Annotated in this window: 19 protein-coding genes, 2 pseudogenes and 1 riboswitch; of the genes and pseudogenes, 1 reads left to right on the top strand and 20 read right to left on the bottom strand. The window is 52.3% G+C overall.

All coding sequences use genetic code 11. The features are described from left to right. Window positions 1-26 precede the first annotated feature (26 nt). The 11 genes and pseudogenes from P378_RS16415 to fabZ all read right to left on the bottom strand — a co-directional run bounded on the left by P378_RS16415 (window position 27) and on the right by fabZ (window position 15,728). Window positions 27-2,957, bottom strand: a complete 2,931-nt coding sequence (locus P378_RS16415; RefSeq protein ID WP_099083981.1) for a M6 family metalloprotease domain-containing protein — start codon at window positions 2,955-2,957, stop codon at window positions 27-29. A 498-nt stretch (window positions 2,958-3,455) separates the two neighbouring features. Continuing rightward, window positions 3,456-4,649 (bottom strand): methionine adenosyltransferase, encoded by a 1,194-nt coding sequence (gene metK, locus P378_RS16410; RefSeq protein WP_099083980.1) that lies wholly within the window; start codon window positions 4,647-4,649, stop codon window positions 3,456-3,458. A 97-nt stretch (window positions 4,650-4,746) separates the two neighbouring features. Then, window positions 4,747-4,844, bottom strand: a riboswitch (SAM riboswitch). A gap of 66 nt (window positions 4,845-4,910) precedes the next feature. After that, the gene (locus tag P378_RS16405) at window positions 4,911-5,174 is read right to left on the bottom strand and encodes a YlmC/YmxH family sporulation protein (protein WP_180261153.1); all 264 of its coding nucleotides are present in this window, start codon (window positions 5,172-5,174) and stop codon (window positions 4,911-4,913) included. 59 nt (window positions 5,175-5,233) lie between these two features. Next, window positions 5,234-6,805: a murein biosynthesis integral membrane protein MurJ gene (gene murJ, locus P378_RS16400; protein ID WP_099083978.1), complete on the bottom strand. Its 1,572-nt coding sequence runs from the start codon at window positions 6,803-6,805 to the stop codon at window positions 5,234-5,236. 271 nt (window positions 6,806-7,076) lie between these two features. After that, window positions 7,077-8,717 carry an S-layer homology domain-containing protein gene (locus tag P378_RS22335; protein WP_238473352.1) on the bottom strand — a complete coding sequence of 547 codons (1,641 nt, stop codon included), beginning with the start codon at window positions 8,715-8,717 and terminating at the stop codon, window positions 7,077-7,079. Window positions 8,718-8,734: 17 nt separating this feature from the next. Further along, window positions 8,735-10,132 (bottom strand): S8 family serine peptidase, encoded by a 1,398-nt coding sequence (locus P378_RS22330; protein WP_238473351.1) that lies wholly within the window; start codon window positions 10,130-10,132, stop codon window positions 8,735-8,737. Window positions 10,133-10,281: 149 nt separating this feature from the next. Beyond that, on the bottom strand, window positions 10,282-11,745 hold the full coding sequence (locus P378_RS16390) for a phosphoglucomutase/phosphomannomutase family protein (protein ID WP_099083977.1): 1,464 nt from the start codon (window positions 11,743-11,745) through the stop codon (window positions 10,282-10,284). Between the two features lie 453 nt (window positions 11,746-12,198). After that, window positions 12,199-13,035, bottom strand: coding sequence for an NAD-dependent epimerase/dehydratase family protein (locus P378_RS16385; RefSeq protein ID WP_338013949.1), 837 nt, complete (start codon window positions 13,033-13,035; stop codon window positions 12,199-12,201). A 59-nt stretch (window positions 13,036-13,094) separates the two neighbouring features. Next, window positions 13,095-13,959 (bottom strand): annotated as a pseudogene (gene galU / locus P378_RS16380) (UTP--glucose-1-phosphate uridylyltransferase GalU). A 53-nt stretch (window positions 13,960-14,012) separates the two neighbouring features. Beyond that, a pseudogene (locus P378_RS16375) lies at window positions 14,013-15,106 on the bottom strand (glycosyltransferase family 4 protein). Window positions 15,107-15,299: 193 nt separating this feature from the next. Further along, window positions 15,300-15,728 (bottom strand): 3-hydroxyacyl-ACP dehydratase FabZ, encoded by a 429-nt coding sequence (fabZ, locus tag P378_RS16370; RefSeq protein WP_099083976.1) that lies wholly within the window; start codon window positions 15,726-15,728, stop codon window positions 15,300-15,302. Between the two features lie 181 nt (window positions 15,729-15,909). Here fabZ and P378_RS16365 point away from each other — a divergent pair, with 181 nt between their 5' ends. Next, the gene (locus tag P378_RS16365; protein WP_099083975.1) at window positions 15,910-17,583 is read left to right on the top strand and encodes an FAD-dependent oxidoreductase; all 1,674 of its coding nucleotides are present in this window, start codon (window positions 15,910-15,912) and stop codon (window positions 17,581-17,583) included. A 51-nt stretch (window positions 17,584-17,634) separates the two neighbouring features. Here the strand turns inward: P378_RS16365 and P378_RS16360 are convergent, their stop codons facing one another. From P378_RS16360 to P378_RS23205, 9 genes are all read right to left on the bottom strand, one after another. Next, window positions 17,635-18,696 (bottom strand): hypothetical protein, encoded by a 1,062-nt coding sequence (locus P378_RS16360; RefSeq protein WP_238473350.1) that lies wholly within the window; start codon window positions 18,694-18,696, stop codon window positions 17,635-17,637. Then, entirely contained in the window at window positions 18,686-19,555 is an 870-nt protein-coding gene (locus P378_RS22325; protein WP_238473349.1) for a stalk domain-containing protein, read from the bottom strand. Before P378_RS22325 ends, P378_RS16360 begins: the two co-directional genes overlap by 11 nt. Further along, window positions 19,549-20,130 carry a phosphodiester glycosidase family protein gene (locus P378_RS22320; RefSeq protein WP_238473348.1) on the bottom strand — a complete coding sequence of 194 codons (582 nt, stop codon included), beginning with the start codon at window positions 20,128-20,130 and terminating at the stop codon, window positions 19,549-19,551. Before P378_RS22320 ends, P378_RS22325 begins: the two co-directional genes overlap by 7 nt. A gap of 56 nt (window positions 20,131-20,186) precedes the next feature. After that, complete coding sequence (locus P378_RS22315) at window positions 20,187-20,351, bottom strand: hypothetical protein (protein ID WP_238473347.1); 165 nt, start codon at window positions 20,349-20,351, stop codon at window positions 20,187-20,189. Window positions 20,352-20,475: 124 nt separating this feature from the next. Further along, window positions 20,476-21,207: a polysaccharide pyruvyl transferase family protein gene (locus P378_RS22310; protein WP_238473346.1), complete on the bottom strand. Its 732-nt coding sequence runs from the start codon at window positions 21,205-21,207 to the stop codon at window positions 20,476-20,478. Window positions 21,208-21,311: 104 nt separating this feature from the next. Continuing rightward, window positions 21,312-22,247 carry a DUF5693 family protein gene (locus P378_RS23220; protein ID WP_274378751.1) on the bottom strand — a complete coding sequence of 312 codons (936 nt, stop codon included), beginning with the start codon at window positions 22,245-22,247 and terminating at the stop codon, window positions 21,312-21,314. A 55-nt stretch (window positions 22,248-22,302) separates the two neighbouring features. Beyond that, entirely contained in the window at window positions 22,303-23,241 is a 939-nt protein-coding gene (locus P378_RS23215; protein WP_274378750.1) for a DUF5693 family protein, read from the bottom strand. Window positions 23,242-23,348: 107 nt separating this feature from the next. Continuing rightward, window positions 23,349-24,461 carry an FAD-dependent oxidoreductase gene (locus P378_RS23210; RefSeq protein WP_274378749.1) on the bottom strand — a complete coding sequence of 371 codons (1,113 nt, stop codon included), beginning with the start codon at window positions 24,459-24,461 and terminating at the stop codon, window positions 23,349-23,351. Beyond that, entirely contained in the window at window positions 24,458-25,390 is a 933-nt protein-coding gene (locus P378_RS23205) for an FAD-dependent oxidoreductase (protein ID WP_274378748.1), read from the bottom strand. Before P378_RS23205 ends, P378_RS23210 begins: the two co-directional genes overlap by 4 nt. Window positions 25,391-25,401 lie beyond the last annotated feature (11 nt).

The raw sequence follows: 25,401 nt of genomic DNA, 5'->3' as shown, positions 1-25,401 counted from the left end.
AAATTCTGATGGTTATTCAGTTATTGTTATGGACTGAGTTGCTTGATCGTATTGGACTTTGGCACCAAGGTCTCAGAGATAAAACGCAAGGGCACAAAAGTTCTACCTGGAGGCATAATATTCGGTGCACAATCCATTATTGACTTTCGCCCGTTTACTAAGACTTCCTTAGACCCAAGAGTCAGGACCACTACGTTATTCCCTTTTTTAATTTCAACCTTCTTATCTTTAGCTATCCAGTCAACCTTACAACCAAGAGCCTCACTAACAAACCTTACAGGTACCAATGTCCTGTTAACCTCGGTATCCAGAAATGGCTTAGCATCCAGGGAATATTTATAACCATTAAGTTGAGCTTCCACCTGACCCAGGGTTAGTTTAATGACCGCAGGCTTTCTCATGACGTCTGCCTGTGCTGTTTTTTCTAAAACAGCATATTTACTGAAATGAGACGTCGTAAATGCCATTGTATTTTTCTTTTCATTATAGGTGGCATTCATATCTTCCCATTTCTTCTCGGTGGGATTATAGTAACCTACGGTTAATTTCCCTTGCCCTGCTAATTTACGGGCACTGGCAGGAACCGGCAGTTCAGCAGTAACTGTCTCATCATCTTTAAATGTAAACTCCTTTTTACCGGCAGAAATAGTTATTTCGTAAATGTTATCAACCAGTTTAAATTGGTTTCTGTTGTCTGCTTGAGCCATAATGCTTTGCGCCTGGTTGACGGTGACAGGCTCCACTGTAAAACTAGCGTTTCCAATTTCTAAAAGTCGTTGAACTAATTGGTTGGAAAGAACAATACCTACATTATTTACCGAAAGAGCCATGGGTTTGTTAGTTTCCACAACTCTTTTCAATTGTTTTTCATTAAGCCGGACTTCTTTGCCGGAAGTTGAAATTTCTACTCTACCGGTTTCTTTCGATTCGGAAACGGCCTCATTGAATTCGAAGTCCCCAATAATGGATTCTTTAGAGGAATCAGTGGAAATCCCTCCACCACCGCCGCCTCCGCCTCCACCAATACTGCCAGTGTTATTGCTTGTCACTTGAATGGCAAGTTCATGACTGGACGTGGCAGTTCTTTCAAAGCTGGAACCTCCACCCAAGGGGTTTTTGGTATTGGTGCTGGTTACGCTGGTTTCAATTCGAATCTTATAGTTTCCTGCGCTTACATAGCTACCGTTGTTTTTCTTGCCATCCCAACTAATGGAATGGATACCTTTGTTCTCCGTATTACTGGTTATAAGATTACGAACAAGACTTCCATTTCCATCCACCACATAAATGTTAACAACTGTATTATCATTCAGGAGAACATATTCCAGATTAATGCTCTGTCCTAAGGTTAAACTAGATTGAGAAAGACTTGTCCTGGGAGTCAATAGTATTCCATTCTTTACTGTAGTATCAAACTTATATGTTTTTATATTAGCGCTTGGATCCTGTGCTTGTATATTCCACAAAGATACTCCCGTATATAAGCCGTCCCACAATCCTGATACTTCCCAATTGTTTGGATTAAGCAAATCGTAAGTTGTTGCATTGGGCGTTGATGTAAAAGTAAAGGCTGTATTGTTGGTTGATCCCGGGAAGGGGTCACCTGCATCCCCACTGTTAGATTGCAACAAACCACTGGACCAGAGATTGTAATTGCCGTCAGCCTCCACAGGCATACAAGTAGGAACTGGTACATTTACACGGTTGTAATCAACGAAACGTTCCGGATTATCTATCCACCATACCAGTAACCCTTCCCCGGGCAGGAATGAATCATAACCCTTTTTTTGCCGGTTTTCGACCAGGTAATAAGTATTGCTTCCTTGCCCGTTAGTCCATAATCGTAATGCCTCTGGGTAATCTACAGTATTTTGTAAAACTAGATCTTTGAGATCTTCATTCGGTTCGGTGTAATTCAACCAACCCAAGTAATGCTTAGACCAGGCCGACAAACCTGCAGGAGTTTCACCGTTATTATTCCATGACCCGGAAGCCATCAGTTCCCATTCACCAGCACCTGTTATTGTATAGGAAACATCATACAAATCAGGCAAACCGAGGACATGACCGTATTCATGAGCAAACACCCCAATCTTTCCTGTCTCCGGTTGCATAGTATAATTTGCGACCTTCAAACCATCACCAACCGGTTCCCCACCAGGAATGGCCGACTGGTGAGACCAGATAGATTTGTTGGCTGGCGCCCCTTCTTCCTGACCGGGTCCCGCTTGTATAATAATAACGTTATCGATAAAACCGTCGCTATCCTGGTCGTAGTCGTCCCAGTTAAAATCCGGGTTATCATAAACGGCCTTTTGAACAGATTCCCTGGCTAACTCGTAAATCTGAACGTTTGCGTCATCAATACCGTTATTATTTGTAGCTGTATCCTGCGCGTAATAGTCAATATTGTAGTCACTTTTGTATGGTCCTAAAACAATTCCGTCTATGTTAAGTTGACCATAGGACTGTTCCTTGTAATAATTATGCATACTATTTGCGCCAGGGGTATCATTAAAGAGCATATCGTTGAAATAATTTTGATCAATTCCTGGTTCAAAGGGATCATTTTCAAAGTAAACCATAATGGCAACAGATTTTTTCGTCCCGATCTGGGGCACCAGCAGCCTTCCCGATTGGTCTAATTCAGGAGCGGGACTCATTTTAGGCTTAATAGAACCATCGGGAAGCTTTGGATTAATGTTGTCGTTTGCCTTTGACGTAAAGGTCGAACCCATATTAGATCCAAAACTTTTCATTACTGGTCCTTCGGGAAGCCCTTTCTGGTTAAGTAGGTCCGGGCGCAGGGGCATGTACTGGGGACCTTTTGTTTTATACTTATCTACACTTCCTATCGTTTCTGAGGCCATACCCGGTGTTACAAAAATAAATAGTTGTAACAGCATCAATAGGGTTGTAAATAAGGACAGTTTTGTTCTAACGTTAGGAGACATCATAAATAACACCCCTAGCTATTCAGTTTAAATTTAGGACATTTTTAGGCCAAACATCTTAGTCAACTATTTAGGAAAATAAAATAATATCTTCTTTCATACTAAAAAATTTCTTACATTTAAAGTTATTTAGTCCTCAAAGCAATAGCATTAACATATAATACTTTCAAAATTTAAGAGCTATGTTTCCGTACATGTATGGCTTTATACTCACCCCCAGTGAATATTTTATTTGATTTAATCGCCAGTTGATTAGATTTTTTACTTGTGCCAAATTAAAGTATTATTATGATAAATTATGGCTAAATCCTGCTGATTAGAAAAAATATTGTAAGATATTTTTAGTGTTTTACGAATAGGCTTTAGAAGTTAAAACAAGTACTTCCTTTCCGAGAAAAGGGCCTTAAGAGGAATAGTAACTAAAGATAAAAGAAAGGGGTTGAGAGTATTTTACACTCAACCCCTTTATGTCAAGAGTCTAATTTTTAGTTTAAAGATATGTTATTTTAAGCCAGCCTCAGACCGCAAAATTTTAGCCTTGTCGGTGCGCTCCCAGGGGAGATCCAGGTCGGGGCGGCCGAAGTGGCCGTAGGCGGCTGTTTGCTTGTAAATGGGACGGCGCAGGTCAAGGGCCTTGATGATGCCGGCGGGGCGCAGGTCAAAGTGACGGTTGATGAGATCAATGATGACATCGTCACTGACCACACCGGTGCCAAAGGTCTGCACCCTTACGGATACCGGGCGGGCAACGCCGATGGCGTAGGCCACTTGAACTTCGCATCGCTTGGCCAGGCCGGCGGCCACCACGTTTTTCGCCACGTAACGGGCAGCATAGCTGGCAGAACGGTCCACCTTGGTGGGGTCTTTGCCGGAGAAGGCGCCGCCGCCGTGACGGGCGCGGCCGCCGTAGGTGTCAACGATGATTTTACGCCCGGTAAGGCCGGCATCCCCGTGGGGTCCGCCGATGACGAAACGGCCGGTGGGGTTGATAAAGAAACGGGTCTGGTTATCAATCAACTCGGCTGGCAGCACGTAGCGGGCCACCTTTTCGATCATGTCCTGGCGAATGACGGCCAGTTCTATTTCCGGGTGATGCTGGGTGGAAATAACTACGGTGTCGATGCGGGCCGGCCGGTCCCCTTCGTATTCCACGGTGACCTGGGTCTTGCCGTCGGGACGCAGGTAATCCACCAGGCCGGTCTTGCGAACTTCGGCCAGGCGGCGGGCCATCTTGTGGGCCAGGGAAATGGGCAGTGGCATCAATTCGGAGGTTTCGTCGGTGGCAAAGCCGAACATCATGCCCTGGTCACCGGCGCCGATGGCCTCAATCTGATCCTCGGTCATTTCGCCTGTTTTGGCTTCCAGTGCCTTGTCCACGCCCATAGCAATGTCCGGGGACTGCTCGTCGATGGCAGTGAGAACCGCGCAGGTGTCACCGTCAAAACCATATTTGGCCCTGGTATAACCGATTTCCAGCACGGTTTCCCGGGCGACCTTCGGGATGTCAACATAACAATTGCAAGAGATCTCCCCGCCCACCAGCACCAGGCCGGTGGTGACAAAGGTCTCGCAGGCAACCCTGGCCATAGGGTCCTTGGCCAGAATGGAATCCAGTATAGCATCGGAAATTTGATCCGCTACTTTATCCGGGTGGCCTTCAGTAACAGATTCGGAAGTAAATAGTTTTCTGCTCAATGATATTCCCTCCCTCTATTAACTTTTCCCGCTCTCATCAGAAATAAACAAACCTCCCCGGTTGGAGAGGTTATTTTATCCCAGCTTTCCCACAATGACCTCATCTGTCAGGAAGAGACTTCCCGCAGGACTTGGCACCTTCCGTGAGGTTGCCGGGTTTCATCGGGCCAGTCCCTCCACCTCTCTTGATGAGCACAGAAATGTTTAGCAAAATTGCCAGATTATATTGTAGCAAAGCAGGTACTTTGTGTCAAATTAAATCTATTTTACTTCGTAGTAAGATCGGTCCATGGGCTCCAAATCCACCAAAACGGTGTCGATGCCAAATTTTTTCACCAGTTCCCAGGGAATCACCATATCCTTGCCGGAACGCACCAGGCCGAAATAACGACGGGAACCCTGCAGCACCAGGGCCACCACCCTGCCGGTCTCCAGATCGATGTGCAAATCTTTCACCGGACCCAGTTTTGCGCCGTCCTTAAGATTAACAATATCCTTGGTTTCCAGTTGGGTTGCTTTTATCATCACTCGCACCTCCCCTAACCCATGCTATGCGCCAGGGGAGTTTTTTGTGCACCTGGCGACTAACCCCGGGAGGGGCGAAGGCGTTCCAGCAATTTACCGGCGTAAAGGGTAACCAGGCCAGCCTCTTCCATTCGGAGCAAAAAGACCGCCCCCACAAAGACCAGCAGGCCGGCGGAGATCGCTGCGCCCACCTGGGCTGCCAGCCCCAGGGTGCCGTAGGGTGCCAGCAGGCCCGCCGCAGCGGCGTTAACCCCCCAGGCGGCCGCTGCCATGGCGGCGGTGGCCAAGGTGGTTTGGAACAGGAATTTGACCGCGCCGGCATTCCACATGCCCGGTATCCGTTTATTGAGAAACCAGGTCAGCATCGCGGTGTTGACCAGTGAGGCAATGGAGTTGGCCAGGGCCAGGCCGCCATGTTTTAAGGGGCCGATGAGCAGCAGGCTGAAAATGAGGTTCACCGCCACGGTAACGGCCATCAGTATGACGGGAGTCCTGGTGTCCTGCTGGGCATAAAAGGCCCGGGTGAGAATGATGTTGGCCGCCTGGCCCACCAGGCCAATGGCATAAAACATCAGGGCAAAGGCGGTCATTTCCGTGGCCCTGGGGCCAAACTGGCCGTGTTCAAACAGCAGTTTGATAATGGGTGTGGCCAGGACCATCAGCCCGATGCCGGCGGGCAGGGAAAAGAGAATGACCATGCGGATTGCCCGCAGCACCGTATCCGCCAGTTCCTGCCGTTTGCCCTGGGCGGCCAGGGTGGTAACGGTGGGGTAAAAGGCGGTGCCGATGGCCAGCACAAAAAAGGTAATGGGCATCAAAATAAGCCGGTTGGCAAAGTTGAGGGCGGAAATGCTGCCCTCTGCCAGCCCGGAGGCCAGGATACGGTCGATAATCAGGTAGATCTGGTTGAGGGAGGTTCCGATGGCCACCGGACCCACCAGGTACAGCACCTTGCGCACGCCGGGATGGCTCCAGTCGGCGGTAAATTTAAACCGGAAGCCCACCTGCCTGAGCTTAGGCACCTGCATGAGGGCGGCCAGCACAAAGCCCAGCACCGTGCCGGCAGCCAAACCGTCAATGCCGTAGACACTGCCCAGGGTTAAGGCGGAAACAATGATGGTGATGTTGGTGACGCTGACACTTAAGGCCGGAATGCCAAAGACCTGGTTGGCGTTTAACAGCCCCTGGAATACGGTGGATAGACCGTAGAACACCAGGATGGGCAGCATAATCACAGTCAGGCGGGTGGCTAAGCCGGCCACTTCCGTGCTTAATCCCGGGGCGGTCAGTTTCACCAGCAGCGGGGCGGCAAAAATCCCTCCCACGGTAAACAGGGTGAAAATAATGATCACCATGGTAATGACGGTGTTAAACAGCCGCCAGGCCTCTTCCTTTTGGCCCCTGGCGGCATATTCACTGAAAACGGGCACCACCACGGTGGCCAGGGCGCCAATGACAATGGCAAAGACCGCGTTGGGAATATTAAAGGCAACCACATAGGCATCGGTCACGGCGGTGGCGCCAAACATATAGGCAATGACCTGCTCCCGCACAAAACCCAGGATGCGGGACAGCAGGTTTATCACTGCGATCACCAGGGTGGCCCGGGCAATCATTTTTCCGGTGGACAAAGTATAAAACCTCCTGTTTCGGACGCCGGCTTTTAGTTTATCTATCATTGGTAGATTATCTGTATTTTTAGAGCTTATCTAACCTGAGACAACAAAAGTAATATATTCTACTTAATCTCCCTATATCCTGCACTTTATAACACAGGAATCAAAAAGAAAGGCTCCCCTGGCCGGAAACCTTTCTCATACATTAACATTTAGAAACAAAGATTGATTGCTTCAACAACATGAATCCCTGTTTATCCGACGTCCGACGACTGACGACCGACCTCTATTTATTATTGGCCCTGTATTCAAGCAGCCGCGCCATCACCGTAGCCGCTTCGGCCCGGGTGGTTAATGCTTTGGGCGCAAACAAATTCTCCCCTCTGCCTCTCATCAGCCCCTCTTGAACAATGATGGAAACAGAGGTCCTGGCCCAGGGGGCGATGGTGTTTTCGTCTGCAAAGAGACCCGGCCGGGGCGCGCTGTCAGGGATCACCCTATGGCTGTTAAACCGGATGGCCCGCACCAGCATGGCCGCCATTTGCTCCCGGGTGATGGGATCGTTGGGACCAAAGGCGCCGTTGCTGTAGCCGACCACCAGGCCCATTTTCACCCCGGTGCCCACCGCCCCGGCACACCAGTAGTCCTGGGGCATGTCGCTGAACTTGACTCCCTTGGGGTCCTCCGGCAGTCCCAGGGTTCTCACCAGCATGGCGGTAAACTGACCCCTGGTGACAATTTCATTGGGACCAAAGGCTTCGGGTGTGATTCCCCTCACCACATGCCGGGCGGCCATGATTTCGATGTGGGGCTTTGCCCAGTGCCCCGTTATATCACTGAAGGTACGGCTGGCTTCCAGGACCCCGAATTTACCAAACCAGTTGACGGTAAAGCCGGACTTACCGGTATCCGGGTTGTAATCATTATTGATAAACTCCCACTGGCGGGTCATCTCGCTAAACCGGTAGGCGCCGATCTTTTGAACGTTCAGGCCTGCGGTGGAGCCGATGGGAGATGTAATGGTTACCTTGACCGGGTTTTTCGATTGACTGACCACCAATTGGCTGCCATCGGGCCAAACGATGGCTGGACGCACCTCCACCAGTTTGCCTACGGGACGCAGGTGCATCAAGGAATCCGTGCCGGGGAGTGATTGTTCCCCTACGGACTGCCAGGTCACCCGTATCTGCAGTTGGGCTCCCTGCTCGGACTGACCGATCCGGCCAAACTCTGCTGCGGGAACCTCCACGCTCAGGCCGGGAAGTTTTAGTTCCACCGGCCGGCCGTAGTGATAGAGTTCCGCCGCCAGGGCCGTTCCAAAGGCCAGGGTGACGGGCTTGTCCTCACCGGTTTCATTCCCCCCGCCGGCGGCAAGAACAACTTTACCGGTGTTCTTGGAACTTTCAATGGCCTGTCTGACTTCCCGTTCGGAAATAGGAAGGGGGACGTAAGGGGAATGGTTGGGCAGTCCTTGAATGTCTACCCGCCAAACCCTGGCGGTCACCGGATTGACCGTCATCTTGACCTCTGCCTCAATGGGCAGCTCCGACCATTTTATCGCATTGCCGCCCACAAAGATGCCGGCTCCTTCGGCCAGGGTCCAGCGGGTGCCGTCAAAGATAATCAACTGGTTGGTTCCTTCTTTGGACTGCACCTGGCTGTTTACGGTGGTATACAGGGCGTCGATATGGCTGACCTGGCCGTCCGTACCAAAGACCAGATACCCTTCCGCACCCGCCGGAATGTCTTTCAGACCGGCGTTCTTTAACGGGGCGTCGCCCCCAACCACTCGAACGTTAACATTTGAACTCACCTTTAAGCTCTCACCGCTGGTGAAGGTAAGGGTATTATCCTTAATCTCTTTAATAGTTCCATGGTAAGGCAAGGTGCCATAGACCAGGGCGAAGGGCTGCGGACCCTTGACCACCTTTTGCCCGGTGACTTCTATTGTGTAGGTTTCTCCCTTTTGGTATCACTGACGATAATTTCTTCGGTGTTGTTCAGCCGGTCCCCGTCGATATAACCGTTGCCCCAATAGACTTCCTTACCGCCCGGACCTGTAATTTTCAGGTCCAGGTCATTCACCAGGTCCTTGCCAATGCCCGGCGTCCTGGGGTAGTCCGAGTAGGCCAGCACCGCCTTAAAGGGTTTACCGTTGCCGGTAAAGGTGTAGGTTGCCTTTTCCCCGGTCTTGAGCCCCTTCTCGTCCAAACTCCTGGCATCTCCCTTTTCCAGGGCAATCAGGGACTTCTCCACATCCACCCGGCCAAAGCCCTGGTCGCTGGCGGGAACTCCCGGCAGCCAGCGGGTGCCGAAAATAAGCAGAGCTTTCAGTTGGGCGGCGCTGGGGGAGTGACCCTTTTGCTGCAGGTACTGGCGCAGCAACGCCAGGGAACCGGCGGTAAGGGCGGTGGACATGCTGGTGCCGGTCATATAGCCATAATACTGGTTGTACATGCCTATATAATTATCTTCCGCCGGGTTTGGCCGGGTCTTGCGGGTGGACAGAATCCAGGTTCCGGGCGCCAGCACCTCCGGCTTGATGCGCCCGTCAAAGGTGCCCCGGCTGCTGAACCATGCCACCTGGTCCGGGTTGTCCGAACCGGTGTCCACGCCCCGGGTCCCCTCGGTGGAACCTACGGTGATGGCGTTTTTGGCAGCCCCCGGGGAGCTGACAAAGGGTTTGGCGGTTTTATAGCCGTTGCCCGCCGATTTCAGCACCACCATGTCCGGGTGTTCCCAAACAAACTTGTCCAGGTTGTAGGTGTCCCAGTCATAAATACCGTCACTGAAACTGGCCCCCCAGCTGTTGACATGGATTCTCGGTTTGCCGGGGGCATTGTAGGCGTCCTGCAATAACTCATAAACCGAGGGGATATGTAACGTTTTATCCTTGGCATTGTAGGTAGCCTGAAAGTACAGCCCTGCCTCCGGCGCTATGCCCTGGATGGCTCCCTGGGACCTGCTGCCGGTGCCAACAATACTGCCGGAAATATGGGTTCCATGACCGTTGGGGTCGCTCCAGCCGTCGCCGCTGAAGTCCTTCACTCCCACCAGGCGGTCCTTGATGTCCGGATGCACGGTCTCCAATGCACCGCCGTCCAGTCCCGAGTCTGCCACGGCGATCACCTGGCCTTTACCGGTAAGGCCGCTGCCGTTTGTGCCCTGGGCCAGGGCCCAAAGGCCCGGTATTCCCATGATTCCTGCAGCCAGGTTATTTTCGAACCGGTAGGAGTATTCCAGTGCATCGGCCCAGACGGGCCAGGGCAGCATCAGAACAACCATCAAAAAGATAAGACCATATAAAAAGGGTTTGTATCTGTCTCTTTTTAAGCAACCCAAAATATCACCTCATAAATAAGTACGACCCGTACAAAGAAAAAAGGCACCATCGAAAAAGTTTCGACAGCACCTCAGTTAATTCCTTCATTTATCATCAAACAACTTAAAACACAGACAGCAAGATATTTGTTTGCTGCATAATTAAAAACTTAATTTAATTTTAACACATCCTTCACCTGTTGTTGAATCTGACTCTTTTGCTCCGGACTGTTGGCCTCCACGTAAACCCGGAACAGCGGTTCCGTGCCCGAGGGGCGGATCAACACCCAGGCGCCGTCCGCCAGCACCAGCTTGGTGCCGTCCAGGGTAATTTTATCGATGACCTTCTGCCCCGCCAGTTCCCCCGGCGCAAATTCCTTCAATTGTTCCAATATCTCGGCCTTTTGTTCCGGAGAAGTATGAATATCCAATCTTTCGCTGTGCAGTTGGCCAAAGGCTGCATAAACCTCCTGCATAAGTTCCGTCAGGCTCTTGCCATGGTGCGCCACCATTTCAGCAGCCAGCAGTCCCGCTAAAATGCCGTCCTTTTCCGGAATGTGCCCCTTGATGGACAAGCCTCCGCTTTCTTCCCCGCCCAGGATGCAGTCTTTTTCCAGCATGTTCTGGCCGATGTATTTAAAGCCCACCGGAGATTCGTACACCGGCTGATCATATTTCGCGGCAATTCGGTCCAGCAGGTGGGTGGTGGCCACCGTCCGGGCCACCGGTCCCCGCCACCCCTTTACGGTCAGCAGGTGGTAATACAGCAGGGGCAGGAACTGGTTGGGGGTAATGTACTCGCCGTTGGCGTCAATGATGCCAAAGCGGTCCGCATCCCCGTCCAGTGCCAGGCCCAAATGGGCCCCGCCGGCCTTGACCCGGTTTTTCAGCTCCTCCAGGGACTTGCCGGTGGGTTCCGGCAAGGTGCCACCAAAAAGCGGGTCCCGTTGATTATGAAAAACTTCCAATTGGACCCCGGCTTCTCCCAAAATGTGTTCCAGATAACCGATGCCGGCCCCGTACATGGGATCGATAACCGCCTTCAGCCCCGCCCTGCCAATGGTCTGCAGGTCGATGATGGAGGAAATGTGCTTGACATATTCATCAAAGGGATTGTGTTCGGTGCAGGTACAGGCCCGGGGCTTTTCCTCTTCCAGCAGTCTCCCGTAACGCCCCTCCGGCGGCCCCAATCGATAATGGTCGCAGGGTTCCCCGGCCTGCAGCCTGGCGATATTTTCTTCAATCTTTTTGGTGATATGGGGCAGGGCCGGTCCTGCATACTCCGGTATGAATTTGAAGCCGTTATAGGGTGGCGGGTTGTGGCTGGCCGTCAGCATAACTGCTCCGGCAGCCCCGTGAATCTTAATGGAATAGGCCGTCACCGGGGTGGGGGTGGCACCGCAGCACAAAAACACCGGAATGTCCTGCTGGATAAACTCTTCTGCCACCGCCTCGGCAAAATCTTCGGCCAAAAAACGATTGTCCCGGCCCACCACCAGGCCCCGTTCCCCAATGCCCTGCCCGTTTACATAGGCCGCCACCGCCCTGGCCACCAGCCTGACATTGTCAAAGGTAAAGTCTTTGGCGATGATGCCACGCCATCCATCGGTTCCAAAGGATATCTGATGAGTCAAAGGCAATCTCCTCCCGTCAATAAATGGAATTTGATACAAAGACTATTTTATGATATCTACACCTTAATTATGCATATTATTCCAATGCTGGCAAGGTTTATAATGTCATTTTACCGGGAATAATGTGATTAATTAACAAACATCGTATTTAAAGGAGATTGATGATATGGCCAAGGCTGTGGATATAAAAGCCCTGGACACCCGCCGCAAAGCGCTGGACCGATATTTAATCGTGAGTAAAGATAAGAAAGCGGTGAAAGGTTCAGGAAGTAAGTAAACCCGGGGGTTGTTGTTTATATAATTCAAGTTGGGGACGGTTCTTGATTTGAATTGCAAGGGTGAATTCAAGTCAAGAACCGTCCCCGACTTGAATTCGACTTGAATTTTAGTAATAGGCCACCGTTTCCTGCAATCCCTGGGCTAAACTATACTTGGGCTGCCAGTTCAGTTGTGTTACCGCCCTTTTATTATCCAAATAGCTATGCACGATATCCCCGGCCCTGGGTAGACCATACTCAGGCTGCAGGGAGAACCTACCTCCTGCCGGATCAAAGTGTATAACTCATTCACGGTGGAAGCCTGGCCGGTGCTGATGTTCAGGATCTGGTTGTCCCCATGCTCAAGGGCCAACAGGTTGGCTGTGGCTGCATCCTTGACGTAAACAAAATCGCGGGTCTGCTCGCCGTCGCCGAAGATAACCGCCCTATGGTTATTAAGCAGCTTGTCGATAAAAATGGCCACCACGCCGCCTTCGCCCAGGGCGTCCTGGCGGGGGCCGTAAATGTTGGCGTAGCGCAGGGCGGTCCAGCGCAGGCCGTAGAGTTCCTGATAGGCCTCCAGATATCGTTCTACGGTATGCTTGGAGATTCCGTAACCGGACAGAGGCCTCAGAGGGTGCTCCTCATCCACCGGCAGGTATTTAGGATTGCCGTACACGGCTGCGGAAGAGGCGAAAACCATCTTTTCCACGCCGTATTTCCGGCACGCCTCCAACAGGTTCAAGGTGCCAATAATGTTTACTTTGGCATCAAATACCGGGTCCCGCAGGGAAACCGGCACGGCCACCTGGGCAGCCTGGTGGATTAAGGCCCGGGGCCTGATCTCCTGAAAAATATCCTCTATGCCCGGGTCTATAATATCCGCTTTATAAAGGGGTACTCCCGGGGGTAGATTTTCTTCTTTGCCGGTAGATAAATTATCCACCACAACAACTTCGTGATTCGCTTCCAGCAAAGCCTCCACAACATGGGAGCCGATAAAACCGGCCCCTCCGGTAACTAAGACTCTCACTATTCTTCTTCAGTCCTTTACCTGTTTTCGAATCTCGAACTTCGAACAGAACCTCGAAATTATTCTTCTACGATCTCTTTTAAATATTTCCTGAATTCCTCCGCTAAATCCGGCCTTTCCAAAGCAAACTCAACCGTGGCCTTCAAATAACCCAGCTTATCTCCCACATCATAACGTTTGCCCTCAAACAAACAGCCGTAAATGGCTTCGGCGTGAACCAGCTTTTTCAGGCGTCGGTCAATTGAATCTCACCGCCGGCTCCCGGCCTGGTGGTGGCAAGGATGTTAAAAATCCGGGGACTTAAAATGTACCTTCCCATAACCGCCAGCCTAGAAGGGGCCTGATCAATTTCAGGCTTCTCCACCAGGTCGTAAATCCGGCAGACACCTTCACATTCGGTGGTGGCCTCTACAATACCATACCTGTTTACATGTTCCTGGGGCACCTCCTGCACTCCCAGGACGGTATAGCGGACCTCTTCGTACAGGTTGATCATCTGTTTCAGACAGGGTACCTTGCTGCGAATCACATCATCTCCCAGCAAAACCGCAAAGGCTCATCACCAATGAACTTGCGGGCGCAATAGACGGCGTGGCCCAGCCCCAGGGGTTCCTTCTGGCGAATGTAGTGGATATCCACCATTTCGCTGATGTCTCGCACCAAACCGAGCAATTCATGTTTTTGCTTACTGCCCAGCTGTACTTCCAATTCCAAGGACTTGTCAAAATGATCCTCAATGGCCCGCTTGTTGCGGCCCGTTACGATAAGGATATCTTCGATGCCCGAATCTACCGCTTCTTCGATTATGTACTGAATCGTTGGAGTATCTACAATGGGCAGCATTTCCTTGGGCTGCGCCTTGGTAGCCGGCAAAAACCGAACACCGAGCCCGGCTGCTGGGATAATGGCTTTACGAACCCTCATACTCCGCTTCCTTTCTTAGGATTGATGAATAGAACCAATGCCAAACAGCGGTCCTACATTTTGGAGGACCGCTGTTGTAAGTTCTGTGAAACTGAAACAGTGGATTGAATGCTTTCCCTGGTGGCCTTGCCGATGATGCCAATCTTGTTGGCTGCCACGATAATCGCCACGGCCAGAATAAAGAGCAGCAGCACCGCCTGGTTGGTGGTGATGACGGTTAACAAGAAAGCGCTGATGCCCAGCACCAGGTTGATGACATAAATAACCAGCACCGTCTGCTTATGGGAGAGGCCCAGGGCCATCATGCGGTGATGCAGGTGTTCCTTGTCCGGCTGGAAGATGGGGCGCTGGCTCTGGTAGCGGCGCAGGATGGCGAAAAACACATCCAGCAGGGGAATGCCCAAGATCACCATGGGAATAATCACCGAGATGGCGGTGGCAGCCTTTGCCACACCCATGACCGCCAGGGTGCCCAATGCATAACCCAGGAACATGGAACCCGTATCTCCCAAGAAAATCTTGGCAGGGTAAAAGTTATGCCGTAAAAAGCCCAGGATTGCAGCGGCCAGGATCAAGGCCAGAGAAACCACGTCCATGCCTAACCCGCCCAGCAGGTAGGCCTGCTGCCAGGTGACCGCAGCCAGGGTCAGGGCGGCGATAAAGGAAGTCCCTCCTGCCAATCCGTCTAAGCCGTCAATCAGGTTAATGGCATTGGTTACGGAAATAATCCAAAAGATGGTGGCCGGAATTCCCCAGGCGCCCAGATGCACCAGGTGGCCGTTGAGGGGGTTGGTGATAAAATCCACCTGAATACCAAAGGGAATCACCGCAGCTGCGGCGGCGATTTGCCCCACCAGCTTCACCTTGGCCGGCAAACCTCTGGTATCGTCAAGAATCCCCAGTGATACAATAATCAACCCACCAACCAGCAGACCGATTAACCGGTTGTCTAGTTGTTGAGTCAACAACACGGCAACAGTAAAGGCTATATAGACAGCCAGCCCGCCCATACGGGGCATAATTTTGCTGTGTACTTTGCGTTGATCCGGTTGATCAACGGCGCCAATTTTAAAAGCGACTTTGCGTACCAAGGTGTCACAAAAAGAGCTACCACCAGGGCCAGCAAAAAAGCCAGTGGTAAAGTCATTATCAACATTTATCCCTCCAAGCTAACCGGCAAACTAACAATTATCAGAAATCCTATTCATTCTAACCCAGGAGTTACAAACCTGTACAGCAACAAATTTAACTACCTTGCCTAAGGAATACCAAAAAAACCTTTTGTTCAGGCAAAAATGCCATAAACCTGACAATCGTTTAAAAATACAACGAGATTCTCTTTATTTCTGCCCGATGGCAAACATTAGCTCCGCTTCGGCGGCCAACGCTTCCCCGACAAAGGCCCGGGCCGTGCTTTTGCCAACGGTGCCGCGGAGTTTTAACACCTCGACCTCGATCCGCAGGGTATCCCCCGGGAACACCTGCCGGCGGAAACGGGCTTTATCAATTCCGGCAAAAAGGGCAATGCGGCCGGCATATGCAGGCATACTAAGAATGGCAACCGCCCCCACCTGGGCCATGGCTTCGATGATTAAAACACCCGGCATGACCGGAAAACCGGGAAAATGGCCTTGAAAGAACTCTTCATTGGCGGTAACGTTTTTGATACCGACAACTTTTTTCCCTTCTTCCATCTCCAAAATGCGATCCACTAACAGGAAGGGGTAGCGGTGTGGTAGAATTTGTTGTATGGCGTTTATATCGAGCATGTCAACCTCCATTTTATATGTATATACGGATGTTTTCGCCAATATTATAGTGGTTCCTGCCGTAAATTACAAGAAAAAAAGAAATTTTTGGTAGATGTTCGCTGTTCGCCTTTCGCTTGTGAAGTAAGGTCTCGTAATTATACGTTGTTACTTTTGAATTTTGGATTTCGGAGGTTCATAAATGAAAAAACTGTTGGCTGTTTTATTGATCGTGGCGTTACCGCTTTTAGGCTACGCTGTCTTTGCTTATAACCAAACTCTCAGGCAAGATATTGTGATTATCGGCGGCGGGTTTGACGGGTGTGCGGCGGCCCGCAGCGCTGCAGCGGCGGCGCCGGAGAAAAAGATTTTGTTGGTGGTAAATGACCCCGTTCAAGAATTGGGCGGCATCGGTACCGTCGGCGGGCAAAATTTTACCGATATTCGTTATTGGAAAGGACACGTGGTTACGCAGGGTTCCTTTGGCCGCTGGTATGCTAAAGCCGGGCAATTTTACAATACCGGTGGGATGGCCCAAATCATTAGAGAGGACCTTGCCCAGTTCCCCAACTTAAAAATCCTCTATGGTTATGACATCGAGGATCTCATAGTACAAAACAACACGATAAAGGAAATCCGGCTTCGGAGTATTGCCCGGAAACAAAGCGGGGAGGTGGCCTGGGGAGATGATATCCAAAAGGTTAGGGGAAAGATTTTCATCGATGCCACAGTGGACGGGCGGTTAACCCGCTTATCCGGCAATCCCGTCAGTGTGGGCCGCAGAGATTGGCCCAGGCAATACCTACCGGGGGACGAGACTTCTTTCTCCCGGCAGCAGGCCGCTACCCTAATGTTTCAGGTAACCGGTGTTAAGACCCCGCCCAAAAACGCGCAAATTAAGGACTGGGAATTTGTCCGGGACGCCAAGGGCAGCTGGGGCTTGGCGGGAGGAAAACAGGCCTTTGCCGCCAACCCGCAGGTCATCGCCTTTAATGAGAAATACGGCCCCAAAGGCTTTGCCATAAAACCCATTAATGCTGCCAGCAACGGGAAGGACAATCATACCTGGTGGGTGAACTGCCTGCTGGTCTTCAATGTAGACGCCCGGGCACATGAGCGGGATAAAGGGAGCAAACGGTATCCTGCCGATACTCCTCCGGGTCATTTAAACGTGGACCAGGCCCGGGTGAAGGCCCGGCAATTCTTGCAAAACCCTGATTTCATCAATACCTTGCGGCAGTTTAAAGTACAGGACCCGGCCACCGGCCACTGGTACGGCTTTGGTGAGGCTGAACTGGTCCGAGACAGCCGGGGTTTACCGGTGGTAGGACAGATTATGTATATTCGAGAGTCCGTACACAGCCCGCTATCTGGGCAGTCTGACCACGGAACTGAGAACACTAATTTCGCTGTTTCCACGGAAGAAGCCCAAAGGGCCGGGGCGGACTCCAAGGGAGCCGATACACACAATTACCCCACTCGGATCGGCCTGGGCTATTACATGATGGACATTAATGCCTTCATTCCCAACGATTTAAAGGCTTCCGGAAGCTACAACTGGCCCGTAACCAAGCACCTGCGCCCGGATTGGCAGAAGGCCGGCGGTGAGCCCACCAACCCGGTCTACCTTCCTTTTGAGGTTCTCCTTCCTGCCAAAACAGAAAATTTACTGATCCCGGGCTACGCAGCAGGCATCTCTTCCTTTGCTTGGGCGGAACTGAGGGTGCTGCCCAACCTGGCGGTCCTTGGGGACGCTGCCGGTGTGGCAGCCGCAAGGTCACTGGCTGCCAACAAGCAGCCCAAACAGTTTGCACAGGAGGATATTGCCTGGGTGCAAAAGAAACTGCAACAGTTTGGCGCCAGATTGGATAAATAAACAAAAACCGTAAATTCAAGCGGGGACGGTTCTTGACTTGAATTTATTTTTCTAGTTGCTCTGGAAAAGGCTCTTCTCCCACACAACCTTCATACTGTCCCCAATAATTTCTGCCACCCGGGTGCGTCCGGTTACCATGGTGCCGGAGATGAGGATATTGCCATCTTCCTTTGGCTCGGCAAACCAAAGGTCTGTCACCGGAGCTGTTTTGTAAAGTCCGGCCCAGGACTTGGCCTGCAGGACCTGCCCCTGGGCATCTACCAGGAAGACCATATCCAGTTTCTTATCGGTTACCAAAGTAGACCCGTCAGCCAGCCGCAATGCATCCAGCGGTTCAACCAAACCCGGTGGTTTCTGTTCCTGGCTGCCCGCAGAAGGTGCGGCAGCGGCAGCAAACTGCCAGACCACTTTTTTGCCGGGGGTCACTTCCAATACCCGCCCATTCCTGGCATAACCCCTGTCCACAATTAGGGTATTGCCATTGGCCAGGCGGTGGGCCCGTGCAGGGCGGGCCAGGTAACCGGGATCGCCGGGTTTACCGGGCTTGCCCTGGCCATACTGCCAGACAACTTTCTTCTGAGGGGTTACTTCCCGTACCTCAAAGGGGAGCACCACCAGGGTGTTGCCGTTGGCCAGCCGTTCCGCATAACGGGGAGCATAGGCCAGGGAAGGCAGCGCATATTCCCAGGCTTTTTTCCCGTCCCGGGTCAGTTCTACCACCCTGGGTACATAGGGCGCTCCCGGAGCGCCGGAATCCGCAACCAATGTATTTCCATTAGCCAGCCGCTGGGCGCTGTTGGCCTGAAGGCCGTAGTAATTCCATACCTCATTTCCCTGCTGGTCCACCTCAACGATGCCGGGCATCCAGGCGCCCACCCGGCAGAGCAGCAAATTGCCGTTGGGCAGTTTCTGAACATCCCGCACCAGGTTATAGGTAATATTGGCAATATAGTCCACAGCCAGCCGGGGCGGCAATTCGGTAATCACCTGCTGCGTCTGGTCGTTCATCATTTGCTCCAGTTCCGGAGGCATCACCGGTTCCGCTGCGGCGGGCAGCGCCGTCATGGTAAAGCAAAGCAGCCCCAACATAAAGATGATCAGCTTATTTTGCAAGGCCGGACCCTCCCTCCGCACTCTCGATGTAAACGGCCGGGCCGTTGGTGGTAACGTAATTCACCTTGGCCCCCAGGGCTTCTCCCACAAAACGCATGGGCACCAGGGTGCGTCCATTGATCACCTTGGCCGGTACATCCAGCTTGATGTTTTTACCGTTCACCACAGCAGTGGTTTTTCCTACGGTTAGTTCAATTTTCAGTTCCCCTTTGACAGCCGTCACCGTTTTGGTCGCTTCATCCCAGTTAATTTCAGCGCCCAATCGCTCAAAGATCTTCCGCATGGGCACCAGGGTCCGCCCTTGATCAATGATCGGAGCCACGTCTAAATACAGCCGCTGGTGGTCTACGTACACAGGCATCTGCTGGATGATCATCAACCCGTTGCCCAGGGGGCGTTCCTTCTTGTCGGAGGGGTTGTTAAGAATTTTTCCCTTTACCCATATCTCACTGGAGCCACCGCCGTCCAGTGCCACCGCCCGGACAGCACCCAAATCCATCATGAGATATGACAACTCTTCTAAAGTAAGCCCGGCGCTGCCGTCCTGCCGGCCATCCACCACCACCAGCAGCACTTTCCCCTGTGCGTTAACCCCCAAGGCAGTTCTGGGCGCCGGTTTCAATACCTTGCCCCACAGGCCTTCGTTTACCGCCTGATCCACCGGCAGACCCCCTTCCACCAGTAAAGGACCTGCAGATAAAACATGGCGCAGGTTGCTCCATTCCTGGGGCAGCTCAGTAATCACCCTGGCCCTGGCACCGGCAGAAACCGCCATCAGTTGGTTGGTTGAACCTCCCCATCCGCTTAAAACATAGCCGCCGGCCGGAATCTGGGTACTACCGAAAACAGGCTCTACCAAAAAGCGCCACTGCCGTCCGGTTTCAGCAGGAGCTGCGTTCCCGCCGGCACTGCCTTGCCCCAGACCCGGGAATAAAGCACCAGCCCGTCGCTGACCGCCGGCATATTAATGCCTTTAATGGCCAATTGGCCCACACCGACAACCTCTACCTTCATTTTGGGGGCCAGGTAACCAATCTTGACGCCCCCGCCGTAGGTAAAGCCAAAGGAGGTTCTTAAAATATCCGAAACATACTCGGCTTTGCCATCGATAAAAACATTCCCCACCGGCATACCGGTGACCGTGTCAAAGAAACCGCCGTTAATGGCAGCCACCGCCCCGGTGCGCTCCGCCATACTGCTGAGGGTTTCCTTGCTGCCGATGACTTCATTCCCCATCACAGCGCGAATCTCGGTATACTTTTGCTTAGGATCCACCTCCAACACATAACCCTTGATGGACTTACCTTCCCAGTTCGTCCTTTCAAAGGACCACTGGCGAACTCCCGGAGCAATCTGCTCCGCCGCCCAGGCAGGAAAGGACCAAAGCATCGTCAGAAACAAGCAAATGAAAGGTAGCCATTTTCTTTTTGTCATTTTTACCTCCCTTAAAACTAAACCGAATTCAAGTCAAGAACCGTCCCCAACTTGAATTACAAATACTTGGTGGCGTGGACGCCTTTGGATAAAGACCGGTCCAAGACCTCCATGGCCAGCGCCGCCGTGGACTGGGCCCTTTGGCGCAGGGGTTCCACCTGCCGGATCAGTTCCTCCCGGACCAGCCAGGCTCGCAGAGTATTTCCTCCACGGTGCGCCACAGGTCATCGAAACTAGGGTTGTCCACCGGGGTAGCGGCCTCTCGGCCCAGCAGCCCCATGAAGCGGTCGATCTTGGGGTCATAGGAAACGGCCACCGGCGGCACATGCATGACGGCGGCCAGGATCAGGCATGCAGCCTCATGCCGATGAGTAAATCCATATTGGCAATAAGACTGGCCATTTCAACCACCGAATAACGCTGGGACAGCACCACAGCGGGTTGTTCCATCAGTTCCACAACTTCTTCCGAAGTCTTTAAATCGTCCGGATAGTGCATGGGCAGGAATACCACCTGGTGGCCCACCCGTGTCAGCTTATCACAAACTTCCGCCACTACCCTTTTGTAATCCGCCAGGCCCTGCCACTCCCGAACGGAAACCCCCACCAGTTTCCGTTCAATGGACAAATCCAGCCCGACTTCCTCTAAAATGGCGCGGCCGATCTTTTCATCTACAAATTTTTGTTCCAGGCCCAGCACCGGGTCCGCTGTCACCCGGATGCCGGGGCGGTTGATTTTCATCTCTTCTAAATCCTGCCGGGAGGATTCATCCCTCACGGTGATATAGTTTACCTTATTCACCACCAGCCTCATGGCCAGCCTGCCCAACCAGGACTTCACCGGCCCGATGCCCTGGGCATAAAAGAAGACAGGCTTGCCCAGCCGCTGGGCCAACCAGATAACCCCCAGGTAATACAGCAAACTCTTGATGCCGGTAACATCCTGCAGCAGGCTGCCCCCGCCGCTGATCAACAGATCGGAATCCTTGAGGGCCCGGTAGACATCCCCGAGTTTCCACCGGTTGGAGGAAGTTACTTTATAGATCTCCGCCGTTTCCTCCGGTGTATTGGAAAGCACCTCGATCCTCAGCCCAATGCGAAGATCCCGCAGTTTTTAAGATACTGAAAAGAACCGCCTCATCCCCCAGGTTATCAAACCCGTAATAACCGGATATTACAACTTTAGCCATTTAGAACCCCTCTCCCGTAACGGCAGACCAGCTTAATCAAGAAATACACAGCCAGTCCCAGCAGAATTCCCAACCAGATCCCGTGGAAGGCCCGCATCAGGGACACCAGAAGAGGCGTATGAATATGGGCAAAGGTATTGACCAGGGAGGCCTGTCCGATGGCCCCCAGCAGCAGTAACGGTAAAAAGCGGTTGTCCCGGTAGCCAAACAGCAGCACCAGCAGCAGGGCCGGGTGACCCAGCAAAAATTCCTTGGTCCTGGGACGAACTCCCAAAATCTGATCCAGCAGGCTGCGGAACTGCAGTTCCAGCCCGCTGACGGTCATGGCCTCGTTGCCGGTTCTGGCCACATAAACGATCATCGCCACCGCCATCAAGGCCCCCGCCAGGGCAACCCCCAGCAAAACCGGCTGGTTCAAGAGACCTTTTACCTTTTCCGGCAGTGCCGCCCCTTTGGCCACAACCAGGGAGAAATAGAGAAGAACCACCAGCAAAGGAATCACATGGGCCAGTTTCACCCCTGCAAATTGATCCAGCTTCAGCATAAATGCAGCATCCGCCAGCATCCCCACCATAAACAAAGCTCCCAATAGCGAAAAGAGGGAAATCTTTATAAAGCGCCAGACCGCCGCTCCCGGGGAAAGTCCCTCCCTCTTGACATAGGAGATCAGGGCCAGGGTCGGGAAAATAATGACGGATACCAGGGACATTATTTTTCTGGCCAGGAGAAAGTCAAAATAGAGCACCGCCACCCAAAGCAGCACGGACGCTGCGCCAACGGCCGGAACCAGCCTGTCCCCCCTTAATTTTTCAAGCAACAGCAGGCCCCCTGCGATCACCCCGAGACCGATGATCAGCACCAGGGGTCTGGAAACAGGCACCGGCGGCAGGTCACTGGCGGCTCCCACCTTAAGTCCTTCACCTGCCAACCGGGAGGATAACTGGTCAATGAACTGAGTGTTTCTCTCCAGCAGGTCCCCCCTGTCAAAAGGGGCGGATCAGAAGGATGCGGTGGTTTCGTTCCGCTGCAGCCAGGGTGTAGCGGTCCAGCGCCTCACCGGGAGACATGCGTTTTAACTCATTCTGCGGGATTGTGTGCAGGCGGACAACGTTTTTGTCCAGGAGAAACCCTACTTTAGTGAAACCAAACTGGGGGAAGAATTCCACCTGAACCAGAGGCACATGCATTTCTTCAATTTGAGCTGCCAGCTCCGGCAGGAGGGACGGGTATCCCGGCAGTGTGTCTTCATTAAACATGACGGCGGAAACACCGGGAATGTCACGGTATGATGCAAAAACTTTGTCGATACTTTGCTGGGTGGCCCCCGGCCAGGTACGGATCTGTAAGATGACAGTCATACCGGCCTGTTGTACATCCGTTATGGAATACCGGGTAAAACCGGCCCCCAGTTCCTTTATTGCTATATACGGGGCGGTCGTTTCAATTACGTAGGTAGAATCGTCAACTTCCAGGGTTTTCACACTGGCCAGCTTGGCAGACATTTGTGTGCGAAGTTGCTGATAGATTTCTTTGTCAAAGGTTAGGATATAAGTGTTACTCTTAACCAGCGTCGTTTTTTCCAACAGGCTGGATAGCCAGACCGGCGCAGTATGGCTGCTTTGTAAATTTACCAGCCCCTGCCCGGTATAGATCTGAATGTCTCCGGCAAGGCGCAAATCTTCCAGCATGGGCTCCCGCAGTACGACGCCGGTAATGCCGTGCTTTTTAAATTCCTTTAATCCTTCAACGGCACTTAACCCCTTTAACCCCGCCAGGGAAGCCACTTCGTCGTAGTTTAAGGTCAATTGCACTTGATTGTGATCTCTCTCTACCATATAGCGCTGCCAAAAGGCCACATGGGCTGCAGCCAGTACGGCAATCACCAGAACCCCCCAGAGGCCGTACCTCCACCATTTGTTCAAGTCTTATCTCCTCCCCATGACAAAATTCTCCATTTATTATACTCTTCTTGGCGAAAAGGCACAAATAAAGCCGTGCATATGCGCGGCCTTATTTTACTGCTTTAATGTTACTTCGTTGCTGATTCCCTCTCCGCCGGGGGATTGGCCGCCAGCCACTCGGTAAAATCCTTTAACAGCATATACCCCGCACCAACGGTAACAACTCCCTTATTCTCTTGCACACGCTTTACCGTCTGGCTGTCCCAGAATCCCAGTTTGGTAAAATATTCATAGGCCTGCTTCTTGTTATAATCATAGCCGAGGTAGCGTGCAAACATATACGCCACATCCTGAAGGGTCAGCTCGTTTCCCTCGGGATAGAGCACCGGCCGCTCCTTTACCTTTACCCCGGCAAGCTTCAACACATTCAACCCGTTGATAAACTGGGCTTCCGGCATGTTTTCATCCAACCGGTAGTTGTTGCTGTAACCACCGGCAGCCAGGCCATGGCGGCGCATGAATTTCATTCCCTCATAGGCCCAGTGGCGGGTTTCCAGGGGAGCCGGCGCCTGAAAGGGCTTTAGCTCCACCCCCTGGTCTCCCAGACGCTGTTGCAATTGCTCAATTAAATTCGAATCCTGCGCCATCTTTTGGAACGATGAGCCGGACTCTACACTCAGGGCCGCCGCTACGCCGGCGGCCTGCCCGGTGGCCATGCCCACCGGTATCACCCTGGCGCTGCCGTGGGCCAGGGAATCAAAGCTGGCGGAACGCCCCACCACCAGCAGGTTTTCCACCTTTTGGGGTACGATACATCTCAACGGAACAGCATACTGGGTGGGAACTCCGATCACGTTTCCTCGAAAATACGGGTCGGTTGCCTGGATGTCGATGGGATAGGAACCGAAGGCAACCCGGTCCGGAAAATCCCTGTTTTCCAGGACATCATCCACCGTTAAACGGTACAGACCCTGTATATGCCTGGTTTCCCGCACGTACAACTCCGGCGCGGTACCCGCCAACCTGGCGTTAGTAAAGCCCGGGATATGTTCTTTCATATACTGCACAATATGAGGCAGCTCTTTTTGGGCCAGCTCTCTGGCTTTCTGCCTGTCTTCATATTTCAGCCCGTCTATCCCGTAAATCTGCAGAGCATTAATCAAAACACTGTCGTCCCGCTGCCGTCCAACATTCAGCCCCCGCATGGCCACTTCCAGGGTGTTGGATTTGTAATCCTTCATGATGGCGTCAAAACCCCAGGCACTGCGTAAATTGGCCCCGGCATGACGCTCAATACTGTCTTCGGCAGCAACCGTTGCTTGAATCTTTTAATATTCAGATGAAGCATCATTTTTGCCCAGTCCGCTTTACTGATGCCCTCCAGCTTAAAAACCAGCGTAACGGCCATGACCTGGCCCCGGTTGCCGTAATCTTCCTGCCCGTAGGTGAAGGGCACCCCGGCAGCCGCAGCGATATCCGCATCCTGGGTGGCATCAATCACCCGCCCGGCTGAAATATTCTTTGTTTGACTTTCGTTCAGTCGTACCTGAATGCCGTTCATGACCAATGGATCAGACCGGTTCCCGGTAGCCTTTGCTTCGCTGGCCTTTCTTTTATCTCCGCCTGCAAGCCCGGCATACTGCCCGGCCGTTTGCTCCTTTACCACTGACTGGCCCGGTTGTATTATGGGCTTCACCTCGCCGTTCACAATGGGAAAAACAGACTCAACAGAGGGTAAAACATCCAGGTTTTCCTCTTTATTAACCATTTTATGAAATACATTTGTGGCAGTAACCACATCAAAGGAGTCCCCTTCAATGCCTTTAAAAAACTCCTGAAAAATCCCCTTGTTTAAAATCTCTCTCCCCGGCCCGTAGTTCATATCAATGCTGTTTAACCACCCCCGGGTCATCAGGCCCCCGAGGACCGGGCGGGTGTCCACCAGCAGGGTTGTCTTACCGCTGCGGGCCGCAGCAACCGCCGCAGCAATTCCTTCCGGGTCTCCACCGACCACCACAACGTCGTAAGAACCCTTTAGTTTAGTCTGCTTGAGCGGAACAATTCCGTTACCGCCACCCCTGCCCGTGCCCCCGAAAAACAGCCAGGACAAGCCCAACAGAAGAATAGTGGCACAGAGAAACAACCGGTGCCACTTCTTAAACCGAATCATTTAGTTGTGCA

It is taken from the genome of Desulforamulus profundi (assembly GCF_002607855.1).
This window is presented reverse-complemented; position numbering and strand designations above follow the sequence as displayed.

What these genes read in the sequence shown, in the direction of transcription:
- P378_RS16415 (WP_099083981.1), bottom strand. Translation starts at nt 2,957, where the DNA reads ATGATGTCTCCTAACGTTAGAACAAAACTGTCCTTATTTACAACCCTA.
- P378_RS16405 (WP_180261153.1), bottom strand. Translation starts at nt 5,174, where the DNA reads ATGATAAAAGCAACCCAACTGGAAACCAAGGATATTGTTAATCTTAAG.
- fabZ (WP_099083976.1), bottom strand. Translation starts at nt 15,728, where the DNA reads ATGCTCGATATAAACGCCATACAACAAATTCTACCACACCGCTACCCC.
- P378_RS16365 (WP_099083975.1), top strand. Translation starts at nt 15,910, where the DNA reads ATGAAAAAACTGTTGGCTGTTTTATTGATCGTGGCGTTACCGCTTTTA.
- P378_RS22320 (WP_238473348.1), bottom strand. Translation starts at nt 20,130, where the DNA reads ATGACAAAAAGAAAATGGCTACCTTTCATTTGCTTGTTTCTGACGATG.
- P378_RS23210 (WP_274378749.1), bottom strand. Translation starts at nt 24,461, where the DNA reads ATGAAGGATTACAAATCCAACACCCTGGAAGTGGCCATGCGGGGGCTG.
- P378_RS23205 (WP_274378748.1), bottom strand. Translation starts at nt 25,390, where the DNA reads ATGATTCGGTTTAAGAAGTGGCACCGGTTGTTTCTCTGTGCCACTATT.